The organism is Agromyces italicus DSM 16388 (genome assembly GCF_000421545.1).
In the GTDB taxonomy this organism is placed as follows: domain Bacteria; phylum Actinomycetota; class Actinomycetes; order Actinomycetales; family Microbacteriaceae; genus Agromyces; species Agromyces italicus.
The window spans coordinates 76,028-94,186 of sequence record NZ_ATXF01000012.1; the positions used below are offsets into that span (position 1 = coordinate 76,028).

Here is an 18,159-nt window from a genome sequence, read left to right on the forward strand (position 1 = left end):
CTATGTCACTCCCCCGTCGAATACGGGATGGGTTCACGCCGAGGCGCGGTCGAGTTCCACGAGTTCGGAACGGGTCAGCTCGACCGCCGCAGCGGAGACCAGCGCGTCGACCTGTTCGGGCTTCGTCGCGCTCGCGACGGGCGCGGCCACCGTCGGCTTCGCGAGCAGCCAGGCGAGGGCGATCGTGGCGGGCTGCATGCCGCGGGCGAAGGCCACCGAGTCGAGCGCGGCGAGCACCCGGTGCCCTCGGCGCCCGAGGTGGCGCGCCTGGCGGGCCCCCCGAGCGTCGTGCCTGACATCGGCCCGACGGCGCACCTGGCCGCCGAGGAAGCCGTTCGCGAGCGCGAAGTACGGCAGCACGGCGAGCCCCTGCGCGTGGGCGACGAGCTCGGGCGCCCCTTCGAAGGCGCGCCGTTCCATGAGGTTGTACCGAGTCGTGTACGTCTCGAACCGCGGCAGGCCGTTGGCGGCGAGAACCCTGGCTTCGATGAGGCGCTCGGGGCTGAAGTCGGAGGCGCCGATCGCGCCGACCTTGCCCGCCGCGATGAGCGCGTCGATCGCGCCGAGGCTCTCCTCCAGGGGCACATCGGGGTCTTCGCCGTGGAAGTGCACGAGGTCGATGCGTTCGACGCCGAGCCGCGAGAGCGACCCATCGACCGCAGCGTTGATCTGCGCGGGTGCGAGGCCCGCGGCATCGGCGTGACGACCGATCTTCGTCAAGACCCGGACGCGGTCGCGGGTTCGCCTCGACTCCATCCACATGCCGATGATCGACTCGCTGCGCCCGGCGACGTAGCTGTCGGCGGTGTCGATGAGGGAGCCGCCGACGGAGACGAAACGATCGAGCACGGCGAAGGCCTCGTCGGCCCCGAGCGTCCAGCCGAAGGTGCTCGCGCCCAGTACGACCGGATGCGCCGTGAGCCCCGTGCCGCCGATGGCGACGCGGGCGGGGACGATGATCGGGCCCGACAACGGGTTGGATGCGATCGTCTCGACTCGCGAGCGCGCGAGGTCACCGTTCAGGGCCGCACCGGATGCCGCTGCGCCGGCCTCGATCGCGACGTCGCCGAACTCCATCTCGGCGACCGCTGCCCCCGCAACGCTCGCCGAGCCCGGCCGATAGCTGTGTCGTCTCGCCACCCGTCCCCTCCTCCCCAGGATTGGGTTCGAGAATACGCATGCTGTCCCCCGTTTCGAGCACTGACGGCCCAACACGGGGTGAACTGTTATCGAATCGTTTGAAGCGGCCCGGATCCGTGCCCTCATCGGGGGTCGGCGTCCTTCATCACGAACCCGCTCACGCGCGGCGCAGGACCGCCTCGGCCTGGGCGAGCAACGGCGCGTCGACCATCGCCCCGCGGAAGGCGAAGACCCCGCGTTCGCTCCGGGCCGCCTCGAGGACGGCATGCGCCCACTCGACCCGCTCGGCGCTCGGCCGGTACGCGGCACGGACGACCTCCACCTGCGCGGGGTGGATGCACGCGGTCGCGGCGAACCCGACGGCCGCGGCATCCTCGGCCTCGTCACGGAGGCCATCGGTGTCGGCGATATCGAGGTGCACCGCGTCGATCGCGGCGACGCCGTGCGCTCCGGCCGCGACCAGCACGCGCGAGCGCGCATGCCGGGCGACCTCGCGGTACGCCCCGTCGGCCGCCCGGCTCGACGACCCGCCGAGCGAGGCGACGAGGTCTTCGGCCCCCCACATGAGCGCCGACACGTTCGGGATCGCGGCGATCTCCGGCGCTGCGAGCACCCCCTTCGCGGTCTCGCAGAGCGAGATGACCTCGAACTCGGCGAGGTCGACGAGATCGGCGGTGCCCTCGCACTTCGCGAGCATCACCGTGCGATAGTCGGTCGCGGCGAGCGCGGCGAGGTCGTCGGCGAAGCCGTCGCCGTCCGCCGGGTTCACCCGCACGATCACCCGCTCGGGATCGAGCGGCCTCGAGACGAGCGCGACCCTCGCCGCGTGCTTCGCGTCGGGAGCGACCGCGTCCTCGAGGTCGATGATCACGGCGTCGGCCCGGTCGAGGGCCTTCGCGTAGCGCTCGGGGCGGTCGGCCGGGCAGAAGAGGATCGCCGGGCCGAATCGGAAGCGGGGATGCGCGGACATCATTCCTCCTCGTCGGTGCCGTCGTGCGGCGAGGGGGCCGAATCGCCGCGCCCGCGATGCACGGCGCCGCGCCGAGGCGTCGGCGCCTCGGTCTGCCGCTGCCCCGCCTCGCGCATCCACATGAGGACGGAGCGGCGTGCGCGGGCGACCTCGACGCCGTCCTGGTTCCGCCCCACGTGCTGCAGCGTGACGATGCCCTGCCCCGGACGCGACGCGGATTCGCGCACCTCGACCACGACGGTCTCGCTGTAGAGCGTGTCGCCGTGGTACAACGGCGCCGGGAACGCGACCTCTGTGAAGCCGAGGTTCGCAACGATCGTGCCCTGCGTGAGCTGCGCCACCGACGCGCCCACGATCGTCGCGAGCGTGAACATCGAGTTCATCAGCCGTTCGCCGAACGGCTGCGTCTCGGCCCATGCGGCGTCGAGATGCAGCGACTGCGTGTTCATCGTCAGCGTCGTGAACAGCACGTTGTCGGCCTCGGTCACCGTGCGACCCGGTCGATGCAGGTACCGGGTGCCCGGTTCGAACTCCTCGAACCAGAGCCCGCGCTGCAGCACCTCGCGGTGGACCTCCGGCAGCCCGATCGATTCCCCGGTCATCGCCGCTCCCTCCCGCCGCGGGGCGCGCCCCGCGGCATCCTTGCTCGAACGCTACCCCGCGAGACCCAGCTCGCGCGCGATGACCATGAGCTGCACCTCGTTCGTGCCCTCACCGATCTCGAGGATCTTCGAATCGCGGTAGTGCCGGGCCACGAGGCTCTCGTTCATGAAGCCCATGCCGCCGAAGATCTGAGTGGCGTCGCGCGAGTTGAGCATCGCCGCGTCGCTCGAGACGAGCTTCGCCATCGCGGCCTCCTTTTTGAACGGCAGCCCGGCGTCGACCCGTCGCGCCGCGTCGTGCCAGGCGAGCCGCGAGGTGTAGACGCGCGCCTGCATCTGCGCGATCGTGAAGGCGATGTACTGGTGCGAGGCGATCGGCACCCCGAAGACGTTGCGGGTCTTCGCATACGCGAGTGCTTCGTCGAGGCAGCCCTGCGCGACCCCGGTCGCGAGCGCCGCGATCGCGATGCGACCCTCGTCGAGCGTGCGCAGGAAGTTCGCGAAGCCGCGGCCCCGCTCGCCGAGCAGGTTCGCCGCGGGCACGCGCACGTCGTCGAAGGTCAGCGGGTGCGTGTCGGAGGCGCGCCAGCCCGACTTGTCGTAGCCGGGAGCCACCGTGAACCCCGGGGTGCCGTTCGGGACGATGATCGTCGAGAGCTCCTTCGAGACCGAGCCGTCGGAGCGGGTGCGCTCGCCCGTCACCGCCGTGACCGTGACGAACCGCGTGATCGGCGTGCCCGAATTGGTGATGAACTGCTTCGAACCGTTCACCACCCACTCGTCGCCGTCGAGCACCGCGGTGGTGCGGGTGGCACCGGCGTCCGATCCGGCCTCCGACTCGGTCAGCCCGAAGCCGGCGAGTGCGCGCCCCGCGACGAGATCGGGAAGGAGTTCGGCCTTCTGCTCGTCGGTGCCGTGACGGTGGATCGGCATCGCGCCGAGGCCGACGGCCGCCTCGAGCGTGATCGCGATCGACTGGTCGACCCGGGCGAGCGCCTCGATCGCGAGGCACAGCGCCAGGTAGTCGCCGCCCTGGCCGCCGACCTCCTCGGGGAACGGCAGGCCGAAGAGCCCGAGCTCGCCCATCTGTGCGACGACGTCCATCGAGAGCGTGTGGGTGCGGTCGGCCTCGTACGACTGCGGCGCGACGACCGTGTCGGCGAACTCGCAGACCATGTCGTACAGCTGCTGTTCTTCCGGGCTCAGCTCTGTGCTCACGTCGTGCTCCTCATTTCTGGTGGGGTGCTCTCGGGTGCGCACCCTCGTGGGGTGCGCCCGACGATGCGGGGGTCGGGATGTTCTCCGCCGGAGCCTCGGCTTCGCCGGGGGTCTCAGCGCCGGATGCCTCGGTGCCGGGCTCGACGCGGGCGACGGGCTGGTCGCGCGACACCTGCGCGCCCAGCGCGACCGAGAGCCGCACGAAGCCGGCGACGGGCGCCGTCACGCGGTGCTCCATCTTCATCGCCTCGATCGCGACGACGGCGTCGCCCGGATCGACGTGGTCGCCGTCGGCGACGAGCACGGCGGTGACCGTGCCGGGCATCGGTGCGCGCAGCTCGGGGTCGGCCAGTCCCCCGCGTTCGATCATCGCGAGACGGGCGTCGAGTGCGGCACGGCGGTCTACCTCGGGGACGCGCCAGGTGCCGAGACGGGTGTGCAACCAGAGCGCGCCGTCGGCGTCGGTGGCGGTGACGGTGGCATCTGCAGACGCCACCGCGGTACCGGCACCCGCGGTACCGGCACCGGACCCTGCGGCCGCTGCGTCGCTCGCCCCGCCCGCCCGCCAGTCGCGTGCGAGCTGCCAGGCGTGTCCGCCCGCCGCACGAGCCGACTCGATCGCCGCGGCGGTGCGTACGGCACGGGCGGCGGCGAGCACGTCGCCGGGGACCTCGTCGGACACGTGATCCGGCATGCGGTCGATGAGGCCCGTGTCGAGATCGCCGCGCTGCACCGCCGGTTCGGCGAGGAGCCGGCGGAGGAATGCGAGGTTCGTGTCGACGCCGAGCACCACCGTGTCGGCGAGCGCGGCGTCGAGCCGTGCGAGCGCCTCGGCGCGGTCGGCACCGTAGGCGATGACCTTCGCGAGCATGGGGTCGTAGTCGGCGGTGATCTGCTGGCCCGAGCGGATGCCGCCGTCGACGCGCACCCCGTCGCCCTCTGGCCGGCGCCAGACGAGCAGCTCACCGGTCGACGGCAGGAAGCCGCGCTCTGGGCTCTCGGCGTAGACGCGCGCCTCGATCGCGTGGCCCGTGAGGTGCACGTCGTCCTGGCGCAGCACGAGCGGCTGGCCAGCCGCGACGCGCAGCTGCTGCTCGACGAGGTCGACGCCGGTCACGAGTTCGGTCACGGGGTGCTCGACCTGCAGCCGGGTGTTCATCTCGATGAAGAAGAACTCCTCGGGCGAGGCATCCGACACCAGGAACTCGACCGTACCGGCGCCGCGGTAGTCGACGCTGCGTGCGGCATCGCACGCGGCCCGGCCGATGCGTGCACGCGTCGCCTCGTCGAGCAGCGGCGACGGCGCCTCTTCGACGACCTTCTGGTGGCGACGTTGCAGCGAGCACTCGCGCTCGCCGAGGTGGATGACACCGCCGAACTCGTCGGCGAGCACCTGCACCTCGATGTGGCGCGGGCGTTCGATCAGTCGTTCGAGCAGCAGCGTGTCGTCGCCGAATGCGGCGAGCGCGACGCGGCGGGCCGCGGGGATCGCGGCGGCGAGCTCGCGCGCATCGCGGGCGATCTGCATGCCCTTGCCGCCGCCGCCGGCGCTCGGCTTCACGAGGAGGGGGTACCCCACCGACTCGGCGGCCGCGGCGAGCGCGGCGTCGTCGAGGGTCGGGTCGGCGACACCGGGCACGATCGGCACCCCGGATGCCGCGACGTGCAGTTTCGCCCTGATCTTGTCGCCCATGACCTCGAGCGCCTCGACGCCGGGACCGATGAACACGATGCCGGCGTCGCGACATGCAGCGGCGAACCCCGCATGCTCGGAGAGGAACCCGTAGCCGGGGTGGATCGCCTGGGCGCCGCGCTCGCGCGCCGCCGCGATGATGCGCGCCGGGTCGAGATAGCTCTCGGCGGCCGGGGCCGGCCCGATGCGCACGGCCTCGTCGGCGAGGCGCACGTGGGGCGCGTCGGCGTCGGCGTCGGAGTGGACGGCGATCGCGCGGATGCCGAGGCGGCGCAGCGTGCGGATGACGCGCACGGCGATCTCGCCGCGGTTGGCCACGAGAACCCGGTCGAAGGGGCGCGGCGGTCGTTCTTCGATGACGGCGTCGCCCGTGCCCATCCGCGCCTCCCTGCGCTCGAGATGCGCGCAGATCAGTTAACGCGCACTAACTGGATTCGATGTTAGTGGTCGCTAACTGGAATCGCAAGGGGCGACGCCTCAGCGCGACGCCGACGCGAGCGCGGCGACGCGAGCGCGGCGACCGGGCGCTGCGACCGGGCGCTGCGACCGGGCGCTGACTCAGGGCACGTTGTGCGCCCACCCCGCCGATCACCCGCATGCTCCAGCCCACGCCGCCGACACGAGGGAAACCGCGACTTCGAGGGCGGGCCTGGACCGGGTCATCCTCGCGAGTGCAGATCTCCGCGGAATCGCGAACTCAGCGAGCGTGATGCAGGCCCTGCGCCACGGCGCGCACGAGTCGGTCCTGAACCGTGTGCCATCGCTCGACGATCTGCCCGTAACCGACCCGGATCACGTGATAGCCGAGCAGCATCAGCTGCGCATCGTGATCGATGTCGGACTCCCGCTGCTCGCCGACATGATGGCCGCCGTCGATCTGGAGCACGAGGCGCTCCCCTATCAGGAAGTCGACCCGATGTCCCGCGATCCAGACCTGAGGCACGAGCGGGATCCTCATCCACCCGAGCCGTGGCACGACGAACGACTCGAGCCCCGAGTCGGAGAACGGGAGCGAACGCTCGAGCACGTTCCGAGCGGCGGTGGGCAGCGGCATCCGTTCGAGTGCATCGCGCTCGACGAGCGCCTGACGAAGTGCCGACTCCCACACCGCGAGGGCCGCTTCGAACGGCTGGCACATCGCAACGAGCACGAGCACGTTCTCGATCGGGTCGACGAGGGCATCGGGATGCCGCGGCACGAGCGGCTTCGCCCAGTGCACCGTCGCGTCCCTCGGTGAGACGCAGCCCGAGTGGGCCGGAGCGGCGACATGCGGGCGGTCCTCATCGAGCACCCAGAGCCCGAGACGCCGCGCCTCGGTGATGCAGGACACCACGACCCCCGCACGCGCCGCCGCCACGAGGTACGCGTCGGCGCCGGGGACCGCCACCCACCCTTTGCGCACCCGGGTCAGGCTTCCCTGCGCGATCGCCCGGTCGATCCGGTATCTGCTGTACCCGGCTCTGATGAGGTTCCGGGTGCGCACGACCCCGCCCGCAGCCTTCGTGTACACGGCGACGGGTTCGGTCGTCGTGTCGGCCTCGAACGCGATTGCACTGTTCATGCAATCGACTCTGCACGCGGTTCGGTCGAGTATCTCGGGTGCGCACGCGTCCGTGGACGATGCGAACCGTGCGTCGCATGGGGAGGAGCCGCGAGGCAACGGCCGGAGTGAGGAGATCCGCGAATCCGAGGGCCCGTGCGGCCCCGCCCGTCCTCGGAACGGCCGATCTCCGCTCCTCAGCAGGGGCTGTGGGCGCGATCGGGCGCGATCGGGCGCGATCGGGCGCGATCGGGGCGAGACCGCGGCGCGATCGGGCGCGATCGGGCGCGATCGGGCGCGTCGCCGCGGCATCCGAGGCCCGACACCACCGGAGCCCGACCCGACTACATGCGGAAGAGTCCGAACCGGGACTCGGGCAGCGGCGTGCGGCTCGCGAGCTCGAGCGCGAGGGCGAGCACGGTGCGCGTGTCCTCCGGCGCGATGATGCCGTCGTCCCAGAGCCGCGCGGTCGAGTGGTACGGGCTGCCCTGGTCGTCGTACTGCGCGCGGATCGGATCCTTGAAGGCCTGCTCCGCGGCATCCGGCCAGGTCTCGCCCCGCATCGCGAGCTGGTCGCGCTTGACCGTCGCGAGCACGGACGCCGCCTGCTCTCCACCCATCACCGAGATGCGGGCGTTCGGCCACATCCACAGGAAGCGCGGCGAGTACGCGCGCCCGCACATCGAGTAGTTGCCGGCGCCGAACGACCCGCCGATGACGACGGTGAGCTTCGGCACCCTCGTCGTCGCGACGGCGGTGACCATCTTCGCGCCGTGCTTGGCGATACCGCCCGCCTCGGCGTCGCGGCCGACCATGAAGCCCGAGATGTTCTGCAGGAACAGCAACGGGATGCCGCGCTGGTCGCAGAGCTCGATGAAGTGCGCGCCCTTCATCGCCGACTCGCTGAACAGCACGCCGTTGTTCGCGACGATGCCGACCGGGTGGCCGTCGAGGTGCGCGAAGCCTGTGACGAGCGTGTCGCCGTAGTCGGGCTTGAATTCGGCGAACTCACTGGCGTCGACGAGCCGCGCGATGACCTCGCGCACGTCGTAGGGCTGCTGCACGTCGACCGGCACGGCCGCGGTGAGCCCCGCGGGGTCGACGGCGGGGTCGCGGGGTTCGCGCACCGCCCAGGCACGCGGCGCCTGCGCGGGCAGCGTCGCGACCATGTCGCGCACGAGTTCGAGGGCGTGCTCGTCGTCTTCGGCGAGGTGATCGACGACGCCCGAGGTGCGCGAGTGCAGCTCGCCGCCGCCGAGCTCCTCGGGCGTGACGACCTCGCCGATCGCGGCCTTCACGAGGGGCGGGCCGCCGAGGAAGATGGTGCCCTGGTTCCGCACGATCACGGTCTCGTCGCTCATCGCCGGCACGTAGGCACCGCCGGCGGTGCACGAGCCGAGCACGGCCGCGAGCTGCGGGATGCGCATCGACGAGAGCTGCGCCTGGTTGTAGAAGATGCGACCGAAGTGCTCGCGGTCGGGGAACACCTCGTCCTGGAGGGGCAGGAACGCGCCGCCCGAGTCGACGAGGTAGACGCACGGCAGCCGGTGCTCCTTCGCGACCTCCTGCGCGCGCAGATGCTTCTTCACCGTCATCGGATAGTAGGTGCCGCCCTTCACGGTGGCGTCGTTGCAGACGACCATGACGGGTCGGCCGTGCACGAGCCCGATGCCCGTGATGATGCCGGCGCCAGGCGAGTCGTCGCCGTAAAGGCCGTCGGCGGCGAGCGGCGCGAGCTCGAGGAACGGGCTGCCCTCGTCGAGCAGGCGCTCGACACGGTCGCGGGGCAGCAGCTTGCCGCGGGCGACATGACGGTCGCGGGATGCCTCGGGCCCGCCCAGTGCGGCCGCAGCGAGTCGTCGGCGAAGCTCGGCAGCCAGTTCGGCATGAGCGCCGGCATTCGCCCGCCCGGTGTCGCCGTCGGGGTCGATCTGCGTGTGCAGGATGCCCATGGGCTCAGCTCGTCTCGCTCGGTCCGTCGTCGTCGACGGCGCGCCCCCTTGCCGCGGGCACCTGGTTTCGGTTAGTGTGCACTAACTCGATTCCCGATGTTAGCGAGCGTTAACCGAGATGGCAAGCAGCCCAGCAGCACCCACCGCGACCGCACCCGCCTCCGTCGAGCCCACCGCGACCGCACCCACCACCGTCGCACCCGCCTCGGCGTCGCTCACCGAGCGAGGCAGGCAGAAGGCCGACCGCCGTGCCGCGATCCTCGCCGCCGCCGCGACGCTCTTCGCCGAACGCGGCTACGCGGGCGTCACCATCGAAGACCTCGGCACCGCGGTCGGCGTCTCCGGGCCGGCCGTCTACCGCCACTTCGCCGGCAAGGCCGCTGTGCTCGCGGCCATCCTCGAGGGCGCGAGCCGGGCCCTCCTCGACGGAGCCGAGCGGGTGGTCGACGAGGCATCCGACCCCGAACACTCGCTGCGCGCGCTCATCGCGCACCACGTCGACTTCGCCCTCGGCGACGCCGACGTCATCCTCGTGCAGGATCGCGAACTCGAGCAGCTCGACGCGGGTGCGCGCCACGACGTACGCCTCCTCCAGCGCCGCTACGTCGAGCACTGGGTCGACGTGCTCTCCCGACTCCGGCCCGATCGGGCCGAGGCGGAGCTCAGGGTCAGGGCACACGCCGCCTTCGGCCTCCTGAACTCCACTCCGCACAGCGCCCGCATCCCCGGGCGCCGACCTGCCGACGGCGCTGTCCGCGGCATCCTGGAGGAGATGGCATGGGCGAGCCTCATGTCGTGACGCTGCGCGCGACCCGCGACGGCGATCTCGATGCACTGTTCCTGATCGAACAGGACCCGGTCGCGGTCCGGATGGCGGCCTTCACCCCGCCCGATCCGAGCGACCGTGCCATGTTCGACGCGCACTGGCGCAGGTTGCTCGACGACCCCGCCGTGGACGCCCGCACCGTGCGCGCCGACGGCGCGATCGTGGGCAGCGTCGCTCGCTGGTACGACGAGGGCGCCCCCGAGATCACGTGCTGGGTCGACCGCGCGCAGTGGGGCCGCGGCATCGCGACGCGCGCCGTGCACCTCCTGCTCGACGTACTCGACGAGCGCCCGGTGCGCGCCCGCGTCGCCGCCGACAACGCCGGATCGATCGCCGTGCTCGAGAAGCTCGGCTTCGAGCACATCGGCACCGAGCAGGGCTACGCGAACGCCCGCGAGGCCGAGATCGAAGAGCGGGTCTACCGGCTCGGCTGACGAGTCCGAGCGGGTGGATGCCTCGTCGTCGCGCGGCGACGGGAGCGCCCGCACGATTCGCTGCACGCACCCGCTTGGTCAGTTGCCGGGCCGCGCGCCCTGCCCGTCGGCGAGCGCGGCGATGCGCCGGGCGAGTTCGATATCGCGAGACGTGACGCCGCCGACGTCGTGCGAACTCAGCTCGAAGGCGATGCGCCCCCAGCCGAGCCGCACGTCGGGGTGGTGGTCGAGCGCGTCGGCGATGAGCGCAACCTCGTCGAGGAGCTCGACGGCGCTCGCGAAGTCGTCGGTGCGGTAGGTGCCGTCGAGCCGGTCACCGGTGTGCACGAAGGCCGTGCCCGCCAGCTCGTCGGCCGTCTCGGCCGGGGTGAGGATGCGCCGCGGGTCGCTCATACCGCCATCATCCTCCTCTACCCGCCCCGACGCCCGTCGAGTCGCCGAAAACCGTCCTTCCGGGTTGGGTTTCGAGCACTTCTTGGCGACTCGGTGGAAGGAGGGGCGGCGGGAGCGGGGCGAGGTAGGCGAGGTCGGCCTGGGGACGGCCCCGCGTCGCGCGATCACATCATCGTCAGCGCGCGACCCGGCTCGCGGAGGACCGCGCCGATGTCGGCGAGGAAGCGCGAGCCCTGCTCGCCGTCGACCAGGCGGTGATCGAACGAGAGGCTCAACGTCATGACCTCGCGGAGCGCGATCTCGCCCCGGTGCTCCCACGGCTGCCGGCGCACGGCCCCCATCGCGAGGATCGCCGCCTCTCCCGGGTTCAGGATCGGCGTGCCCGCATCGATGCCGAAGACGCCGATGTTCGTGATCGAGATGGTGCCGCCCGCGAGCGCCGACGGGCTCGTTCGGCCCGAGCGGGCCGTCTCGGCCAGCGCGGTGATCGCGTCGGCGAGCTCGAGCAGGGTGAGCCCGTCTGCGCCGGGGATGTTCGGCACGACGAGTCCGCGTTCGGTCGCCGCCGCGATGCCGAGGTTGACCCCGGCGAACTGCACGATCTCCTGCGCCTCCTCGTCCCACCGGGCGTTCACCTCGGGCGTGCGCCGCGCGGCGATGCAGAGTGCCTTCGCGACGACCGCGAGCGGCGTCACGCGATGGGCGGCGAGCGCGCGGTCCTCGCGGAGGCCGCGCACGAGCTCCATCGTCTCGGTGACGTCGATCGTCAGGAACTCGGTCACGTGCGGCGCCGTGAACGCACTGCGCACCATCGCCGCGGCGGTGTGCTTGCGCACGCCCTTGATCGGAATGCGGGTCTCGGCGGGCCGGGACCCCGTCGCGGGTCGCGGCGCGGCGGCGTCGGCTTCCGCGCGCAGCGCCGCGGCGGGCGCGGGACCGCCCGTTTCCGCCGCGGAGGCCGCGCGCTCGACATCGTCTCGCGTGATCAGGCCGCGCGGGCCGGTGCCCGCGACACCTTCGAGTTCGAGCCCGAGGTCGCGTGCGAGCTTGCGCACCGGCGGGGTCGAGCGCGGTCGCTCGGCGATGATCGCCTCGGCGGCGGCCGGCTCGACGGCGGCAGTGCTCGGTTCGGCCACCGAGACTGCGCGCCCACGCGCCCGGCGCTTCGGCCCGCCCTCGTCGCGGGCTCCGTAACCCACGAGATTCGGGCCGGGCGCGGCCTCGCGCGACGTGTCAGCGCCACCGGCCGTCGGCTCGGGCGCCGCTGGCGCATCCGCCGCGGCGTCCTCCACCGCAGGCCCCCGCCCCGTGGCATCCGCCTCGTCTGTCAGCGCACCCGCCGGCTCGCCGGTGTCGCAGGAGAACAGCGGTGCACCGACATCGATCGTCTCCCCCTCGGCCGCGTGCAGGGCGGTGATGACGCCCGCGTACGGAGAGGGCAGCTCGACGACGGCCTTCGCGGTCTCGACGTCGGCGATGATCTGGTTGAGTTCGACGCGGTCGCCCACGGCGACGCGCCAGGCGACGATCTCGGACTCGGTGAGCCCCTCACCGAGGTCGGGCAGCGGGAAGTCGCGGATCATCGTCACGCCTCCACCCCGCTCAACGAGTTCGGGCGGCCGAGAGCGCGATCGACGCCGTCGAGGATCCGGTCGAGGTCGGGCAGATGATGACGCTCGAGTTTCGCCGGCGGGTACGGGATGTCGTGGCCCGTGACCCGCACCGGCGCCGCCTCGAGGAACTCGAAGCAGCGTTCGGTGATCGACGCGGCGATCTCGGCGCCCATGCCGCCCTGCTGGCCCGCTTCGTGCGCGATCACGAGCCGGCCGGTGCGCCGCACCGACGCCTCGATCGGCGCGTAGTCGATCGGGGCGAGCGAACGCAGGTCGATCACCTCGAGGGAGATGCCCTCCTCCTCGGCCGCGGTCGCGGCATCCCTCGCCGTCTGCACGAGCGCGCCGTAGGTGACGAGCGTGACGTCGCTGCCGCGCGAGAGCGTCGCCGCGACGCCCATCGGAGGTGCGTCGGCGAGGCTCGCCGACTCGTCGACCTCGCCCTTCACGTGGTAGCGGCGCTTCGGCTCGAAGAACAGCACCGGGTCGTCGCTCGCGATCGCCTGCCGCAGCATGACGTACGCGTCGGCGGGGTTCGAGCAGGCCACGACCCGCAGGCCCGCGGTGTGTGCGAAGTACGCCTCGGGCGACTCCGAGTGGTGCTCGGCCGCACCGATGCCCCCGCCGAACGGCACGCGGATCGTGATGGGCATCTTCACCGTGCCGCGTGAACGGTAGTGCAGCTTCGCGACCTGGGCGACGATCTGGTCGAACCCGGGGTAGATGAAGCCGTCGAACTGGATCTCGACGACCGGCCGGAACCCGCGGTACGCGAGCCCGACCGCCGTGCCGATGAGGCCGGCCTCCGAGAGCGGCGAGTCGACGACGCGATTCGCGCCGAACTCGGCCTTCAGCCCGTCGGTCACGCGGAACACGCCGCCGAGAGTGCCGATGTCCTCACCCATGAGCACGACCTTGTCGTCGTCGGCGAGGGCGCGCCGGAGACCGGCGTTCAGGGCCTTGGCGAGCGTCAGCTGCGTCATCGCACGCCTCCTTCGGTGCTGCTGGATGCCTCGGGCGCGGCGCCTGCGGCCGGCGTCTCGCGCTCGCCCGGCTCGTCGAACATCGCGAGGTAGCGCGCGTAGTTCGCGCGCTGGCGCTCGAGGTGGCTGTTCGGCTCGGCGTAGACGTGGTCGAACACGCTGAGCGGCTCGGGGTCGCCGAGGGTCGTGATCGCGGCACGAAGCTCGGCGGCGACCCGGTCGGCCTCGGCGGTGGCCTCGCGTTCGAGACCCGCGATGTCGACGCCCGAGCCGTCGAGGTAGGCGAGCACGCGGGAGATGGGGTCGCGCTCGCGCCACTCGGCGAGTTCTGCGTCGCCGCGGTACCGCTTCGGGTCGTCGGCGGTCGTGTGCGGCCCCATCCGGTAGGTGACGGCCTCGATGAGGCTCGGCCCCTCGCCGCGGCGGGCGCGGTCGAGGGCGAAGCGGGTCGCCGCGAGCACGGCGAGCACGTCGTTGCCGTCGACGCGGAGGCCGGGCATGCCGAAGCCGTCGGCACGACGCGCGATCGCCTGCTTGGACTGGAGGCCGACCGGCTCGGAGATCGCCCATTGGTTGTTCTGGCAGAAGAAGACGACGGGGGCGTCGAAGCTCGAGGCGAAGACGAGCGCCTCGTTCACGTCGCCCTCGCTCGTCGCGCCGTCGCCGAAGTAGGCGATGGAGGCGGCGTCGGACCCCTCCCAGCGGAGCCCCATCGCGTAGCCCGTGGCGTGCAGCGCCTGCGCGCCGATGATGATCTGCGGCACGGCCATGTTGTGCTCGTACGGGTTCCAGCCCGAAGCCGCCGTGCCGCGCCAGACGCTCAGCAGCTGGGCGGGAGCCACCCTGCGGTGCCATGCGAGCGCATGCTCGCGGTAGCTCGAGAACACGAAGTCGTCGTCGCGGAGCGCGTGGGCCGAGCCGATCTGGGCGGCCTCCTGTCCGACGAGCGGCGGCCACAGACCGAGCTCGCCCTGCCGCTGCAGCGCGGTGGCCTCGGTGTCGATGCGGCGCACCACCACCATGTCGCGGTAGAGACGGCCGAGCACCTCGAGGTCGACGTCGGCGACCCACGGATCGTACTCGGCGTTGCGCACCCGCTCACCCGTGGGGGTGATCAGCTGCACGAAGGGGTCGGGGCGTGTCAGGAGGCCGGTGGCGTCTCGGTCGGATGGGGTCATCGTCGATCCTCGCTCTCAGCGGGCCCGCTTCGTGGGCAGCCCGCACCGGCGTCTCTGCCGGATACCGTGAGCGTACGTCGATCGGTCACTCAGCTCAAGCAAGCGTGGACGCATTGAGCATGTTGCCAAGCCCCGCCCGGCGGCACGGTGCTATCGTGTGGCGTTATGACCGGTTACGACGCCGTCGATCGAGCGCTGCTCTCGGCCCTCTCGCCCGATCCGCGTGCGACGGTGGTCGCACTCGCCGACCGCCTCGGACTCTCGCGCAACACGGTGCAGGCGAGGATGGCCCGCCTCGAGTCGTCGGGCGCGTTCCTCTCGTTCGAGCGCAGCATCGACCCCGCTCCGCTCGGCTACCCGATCGAGGCGTTCATCGCGGTGCACGTGCGCCAGAAACTGCTCGGCGAGGTCGTCGACCTGATCGCCGCGATCCCCGAGGTCATCCAGGCGCACGGCCTCTCGGGGTCGATCGACCTGCTCGTGCGGGTGGTGTGCCGCGATGCCCACGACCTGTTCCGCATCGACGGCGAGATCCTCGCGATCGACGGCGTCGAGCGAACCGAGACATCCCTCGCGATGGGCGAGCTCATCCCCTACCGCCTGGGGCCGCTGCTCGGGCGCTGAGCGCCTTCTCCGGTTGCAGAGAAACCACGTGATGTCGACGACGCGCTGAAGTCGCTCGCCCGCTGCGAGTGCGAATCCACAGCTTGCGAGCCGTCGAGGCGACCGTGACCGCCAGCTCGGCCGGTTCGAGGCCCGCGCGGCAGGTCCTCGCCGAGCGCGACGCGCTGCTCGGCCGGGCGAACATCCGCCTGCTCCGAGACGCCGACCGTGGCAGAAGCTCCGCCACAAGATCGGAGATCGCCACCTGATCGGGTGATTCCGCCGGATCGAGCCGAACCGGTGCAGATCTCCGATTCGGTGGCGCGGGGCGATCCGCGAGACCTCGGCAACGCAGGATGCCCCGCCCGAGTGGGCGGGGCATCATGCGTCTCAGACTCGACGACTACTCGTCGTCGGCGCCCTCGGCGGGAGCCTCGGCGTGCTCACCGGTCGCGCCGCGACCCTCGGAGTCCGCGTCTTCCGCCAGCACCGGGGCGAGCGAGAGCTTGCCGCGGTCGTCGATCTTCGTGATCTCGACGAGGATCTTCTGGCCGACGCCCAGAACGTCTTCGACGTTCTCGACACGCTTGCCGCCGGCGAGCTTGCGCACCTCGCTGATGTGCAGCAGTCCGTCTTTGCCCGGGAGCAGCGAGATGAACGCGCCGAAGGCGGCGATCTTCACGACCGTGCCGAGGAACTGCTCGCCGACCTCGGGGTTCGTCGGGTTGGCGATGGCGTTGACCTGGGCGCGGGCGGCCTCGGCCGACGGGCCGTCGACGGCGCCGATGTAGACGGTGCCGTCCTCCTCGATGGAGATATCGGCGCCGGTCTCGTCTTGAATGGCGTTGATCGTCTTGCCCTTGGGGCCGATCAGCTCGCCGATCTTGTCGACCGGGATCTGCACGCTGATGACGCGGGGCGCGGTCGGCGCCATCTCGTCGGGCGCGTCGATCGCGGCGTTCAGCACGGCGAGGATCGTCGTGCGGGCGTCCTTCGCCTGCGTCAGCGCGCCGGCGAGCACCGAGGCGGGGATGCCGTCGAGCTTCGTGTCGAGCTGGATCGCGGTGACGAACTCGCTGGTGCCGGCGACCTTGAAGTCCATGTCGCCGAGCGCGTCTTCGGCGCCGAGGATGTCGGTGAGCGCCGCGTAGCGGGTCTCGCCGTTCACGGTGTCGGAGATGAGGCCCATGGCGATGCCCGCGACGGGTGCGCGGAGCGGCACGCCGGCGTTCAGCAGCGACAGGGTCGACGCGCAGACCGAGCCCATCGAGGTCGAGCCGTTCGAGCCGAGCGCCTCGGAGACCTGACGGATGGCGTAGGGGAACTCTTCACGGGTCGGCAGCACCGGCACGAGCGCACGCTCGGCGAGCGCGCCGTGGCCGATCTCGCGGCGCTTGGGCGAACCCACCCGACCCGTCTCACCCGTCGAGTAGGGCGGGAAGTTGTAGTTGTGCATGTAGCGCTTCTTCGTCACCGGCGAAAGCGAGTCGATCTGCTGCTCGAGCTTCAGCATGTTCAGCGTGGTGACGCCCAGGATCTGGGTCTCGCCGCGCTGGAAGATCGCCGAACCGTGCACGCGCGGCACGACCTGGACCTCTGCATCGAGCGGGCGGATGTCGGCGAGGCCGCGGCCGTCGATGCGGACGCCCTCTTCGAGGACGCGCGAGCGCACGACGTGTTTGGTCACCGACTTGTAGGCGGCGGAGATCTCGGCGATCGCGGGCTCGGGGAGCTCGCCCGCCTCGATCTTGGCGATGACGTGCTCCTTGACGCGAGCCTTGAGCGCGTCGTCGGCGTCCTGACGCTCGACCTTGCCGGCGATCTGGTAGACGCCCTTGAGCTCTTCGAGGGCGAACGCCTCGACGACGGCCTTCGTCTCAGGCTGGTACGGCGGGAACGTCGGGTAGTCGGCGGTCGGCTTCGCGGCGGTCTTCGCGACCTGCTCCTGGGCCTCGACGAGCTGCTTGATGAACGGCTTCGACGCCTCGATGCCCTGTGCGATGACCTCTTCGTTCGGCTTGACGGCGCCGCCCTGGATGAGGTTCCACGCGTTGTCGGTCGCCTCGGCCTCGATCATCATGATCGCGACGTCGTGCGTGCCGTCGGCCTCGGTCACGACACGACCCGCGACGACCATGCTGAACACGGCGTCCGCGAGCTGCGAGTGCTTCGGGAACGCGACCCACTGGCCGTCGATGAGCGCGACGCGCACGCCGGCCACGGGGCCGGAGAACGGAAGGCCCGAGAGCTGGGTCGAGAGCGAGGCGGCGTTGATGGCGAGCACATCGTAGAGCTCGTCGGGCTCGATGGCGAGCACCGTGACGACGACCTGCACCTCGTTGCGGAGGCCCTCGACGAACGAGGGGCGCAGGGGGCGGTCGATGAGACGGCAGGTGAGGATCGCCTCGGTCGAGGGGCGGCCCTCGCGACGGAAGAACGAGCCCGGGATGCGGCCCGCGGCGTACATGCGCTCTTCGACGTCGATCGTCAGCGGGAAGAAGTCGAAGTGCTCCTTCGGCTGCTTCGAGACGGAGGTCGCCGAGAGCAGCATGGTCTCTTCGTCGATGTAGGCGACCGCCGAGCCCTGCGCCTGCTGCGCGAGGCGGCCGGTCTCGAAGCGGATGGTGCGGGTGCCGAACTTGCCATTGTCGATGACGGTCTCGGCGAACGTGATTTCAGGACCTTCCAAGAGGCCTCTCCTTTGTTTACCGTCGCACCCCGTGTGGGCACGACTCATACGAAGGAGCAGGAACAGGCATTACGAATCGCAAGAGCTTGCGTTCACGCTGGCCACCAGTAGAAGTCCACCGATCGTCGGTCGAGGAGCGCGGAGCGCGTCTCGAGACCCTCGGTGATCCACCACAGGGGACCAGCTTCCTGCCGGCCTGCTCCAGTGATCGCCCGGGCGAATGCACGGGCAACCGCTCACAATGCTAGCAGAGGGCCCGTTTTCGGCCGGTGAACTGCGGATGTCCCGCGAGTGACGCCTCGTCGCGGCGCGCACCGCGCGGCAT

General features: G+C 71.3%; 15 protein-coding genes. 3 read left to right on the forward strand and 12 right to left on the reverse strand.

Annotation, left to right across the window (positions count from 1 at the left end; genetic code table 11):
• Positions 1-33: 33 nt before the first annotated feature.
• From H516_RS0117015 to H516_RS0117045, 7 genes are all read right to left on the reverse strand, one after another.
• Complete coding sequence (locus H516_RS0117015) at positions 34-1,140, reverse strand: aldo/keto reductase (protein WP_245561894.1); 1,107 nt, start codon at positions 1,138-1,140, stop codon at positions 34-36.
• A 157-nt stretch (positions 1,141-1,297) separates the two neighbouring features.
• Entirely contained in the window at positions 1,298-2,110 is an 813-nt protein-coding gene (locus tag H516_RS0117020) for an HpcH/HpaI aldolase/citrate lyase family protein (protein WP_022890907.1), read from the reverse strand.
• Positions 2,110-2,712 (reverse strand): MaoC family dehydratase, encoded by a 603-nt coding sequence (locus H516_RS0117025; protein WP_022890908.1) that lies wholly within the window; start codon positions 2,710-2,712, stop codon positions 2,110-2,112. The genes H516_RS0117020 and H516_RS0117025 overlap by 1 nt, the downstream gene beginning before the upstream one ends.
• Positions 2,713-2,763: 51 nt before the next feature.
• Complete coding sequence (locus tag H516_RS0117030) at positions 2,764-3,930, reverse strand: acyl-CoA dehydrogenase family protein (RefSeq protein WP_022890909.1); 1,167 nt, start codon at positions 3,928-3,930, stop codon at positions 2,764-2,766.
• Positions 3,931-3,940: 10 nt separating this feature from the next.
• Positions 3,941-6,001, reverse strand: a complete 2,061-nt coding sequence (locus H516_RS20800; protein WP_022890910.1) for an acetyl/propionyl/methylcrotonyl-CoA carboxylase subunit alpha — start codon at positions 5,999-6,001, stop codon at positions 3,941-3,943.
• Between the two features lie 319 nt (positions 6,002-6,320).
• Positions 6,321-7,184, reverse strand: a complete 864-nt coding sequence (locus tag H516_RS22305; protein ID WP_022890911.1) for a type IV toxin-antitoxin system AbiEi family antitoxin domain-containing protein — start codon at positions 7,182-7,184, stop codon at positions 6,321-6,323.
• Positions 7,185-7,507: 323 nt separating this feature from the next.
• A complete protein-coding gene (locus tag H516_RS0117045; protein ID WP_022890912.1) occupies positions 7,508-9,115 on the reverse strand; it encodes a carboxyl transferase domain-containing protein in 1,608 nt (535 codons plus the stop codon).
• A 118-nt stretch (positions 9,116-9,233) separates the two neighbouring features.
• Here H516_RS0117045 and H516_RS0117050 point away from each other — a divergent pair, with 118 nt between their 5' ends.
• Positions 9,234-9,914 carry a TetR/AcrR family transcriptional regulator gene (locus H516_RS0117050; RefSeq protein WP_022890913.1) on the forward strand — a complete coding sequence of 227 codons (681 nt, stop codon included), beginning with the start codon at positions 9,234-9,236 and terminating at the stop codon, positions 9,912-9,914.
• Entirely contained in the window at positions 9,893-10,375 is a 483-nt protein-coding gene (locus H516_RS0117055) for a GNAT family N-acetyltransferase (protein WP_022890914.1), read from the forward strand. The genes H516_RS0117050 and H516_RS0117055 overlap by 22 nt, the downstream gene beginning before the upstream one ends.
• 78 nt (positions 10,376-10,453) lie before the next feature.
• Here H516_RS0117055 and H516_RS0117060 read toward each other — a convergent pair whose 3' ends face one another.
• The 4 genes from H516_RS0117060 to pdhA form a co-directional block, all read right to left on the reverse strand.
• Positions 10,454-10,768 carry a 4a-hydroxytetrahydrobiopterin dehydratase gene (locus tag H516_RS0117060; protein WP_022890915.1) on the reverse strand — a complete coding sequence of 105 codons (315 nt, stop codon included), beginning with the start codon at positions 10,766-10,768 and terminating at the stop codon, positions 10,454-10,456.
• Positions 10,769-10,932: 164 nt separating this feature from the next.
• Positions 10,933-12,351, reverse strand: coding sequence for a dihydrolipoamide acetyltransferase family protein (locus H516_RS0117065; RefSeq protein ID WP_026378953.1), 1,419 nt, complete (start codon positions 12,349-12,351; stop codon positions 10,933-10,935).
• 2 nt (positions 12,352-12,353) lie between these two features.
• Positions 12,354-13,364, reverse strand: coding sequence for an alpha-ketoacid dehydrogenase subunit beta (locus H516_RS0117070; RefSeq protein WP_022890917.1), 1,011 nt, complete (start codon positions 13,362-13,364; stop codon positions 12,354-12,356).
• Positions 13,361-14,542, reverse strand: a complete 1,182-nt coding sequence (gene pdhA / locus H516_RS0117075; RefSeq protein WP_022890918.1) for a pyruvate dehydrogenase (acetyl-transferring) E1 component subunit alpha — start codon at positions 14,540-14,542, stop codon at positions 13,361-13,363. Before pdhA ends, H516_RS0117070 begins: the two co-directional genes overlap by 4 nt.
• A 165-nt stretch (positions 14,543-14,707) precedes the next feature.
• Between pdhA and H516_RS0117080 the strand changes: the two genes are divergently transcribed.
• Positions 14,708-15,166 (forward strand): Lrp/AsnC family transcriptional regulator, encoded by a 459-nt coding sequence (locus H516_RS0117080; protein ID WP_022890919.1) that lies wholly within the window; start codon positions 14,708-14,710, stop codon positions 15,164-15,166.
• 382 nt (positions 15,167-15,548) lie between these two features.
• Here H516_RS0117080 and H516_RS0117090 read toward each other — a convergent pair whose 3' ends face one another.
• The gene (locus H516_RS0117090; RefSeq protein WP_022890921.1) at positions 15,549-17,834 is read right to left on the reverse strand and encodes a polyribonucleotide nucleotidyltransferase; all 2,286 of its coding nucleotides are present in this window, start codon (positions 17,832-17,834) and stop codon (positions 15,549-15,551) included.
• Positions 17,835-18,159: the final 325 nt, after the last annotated feature.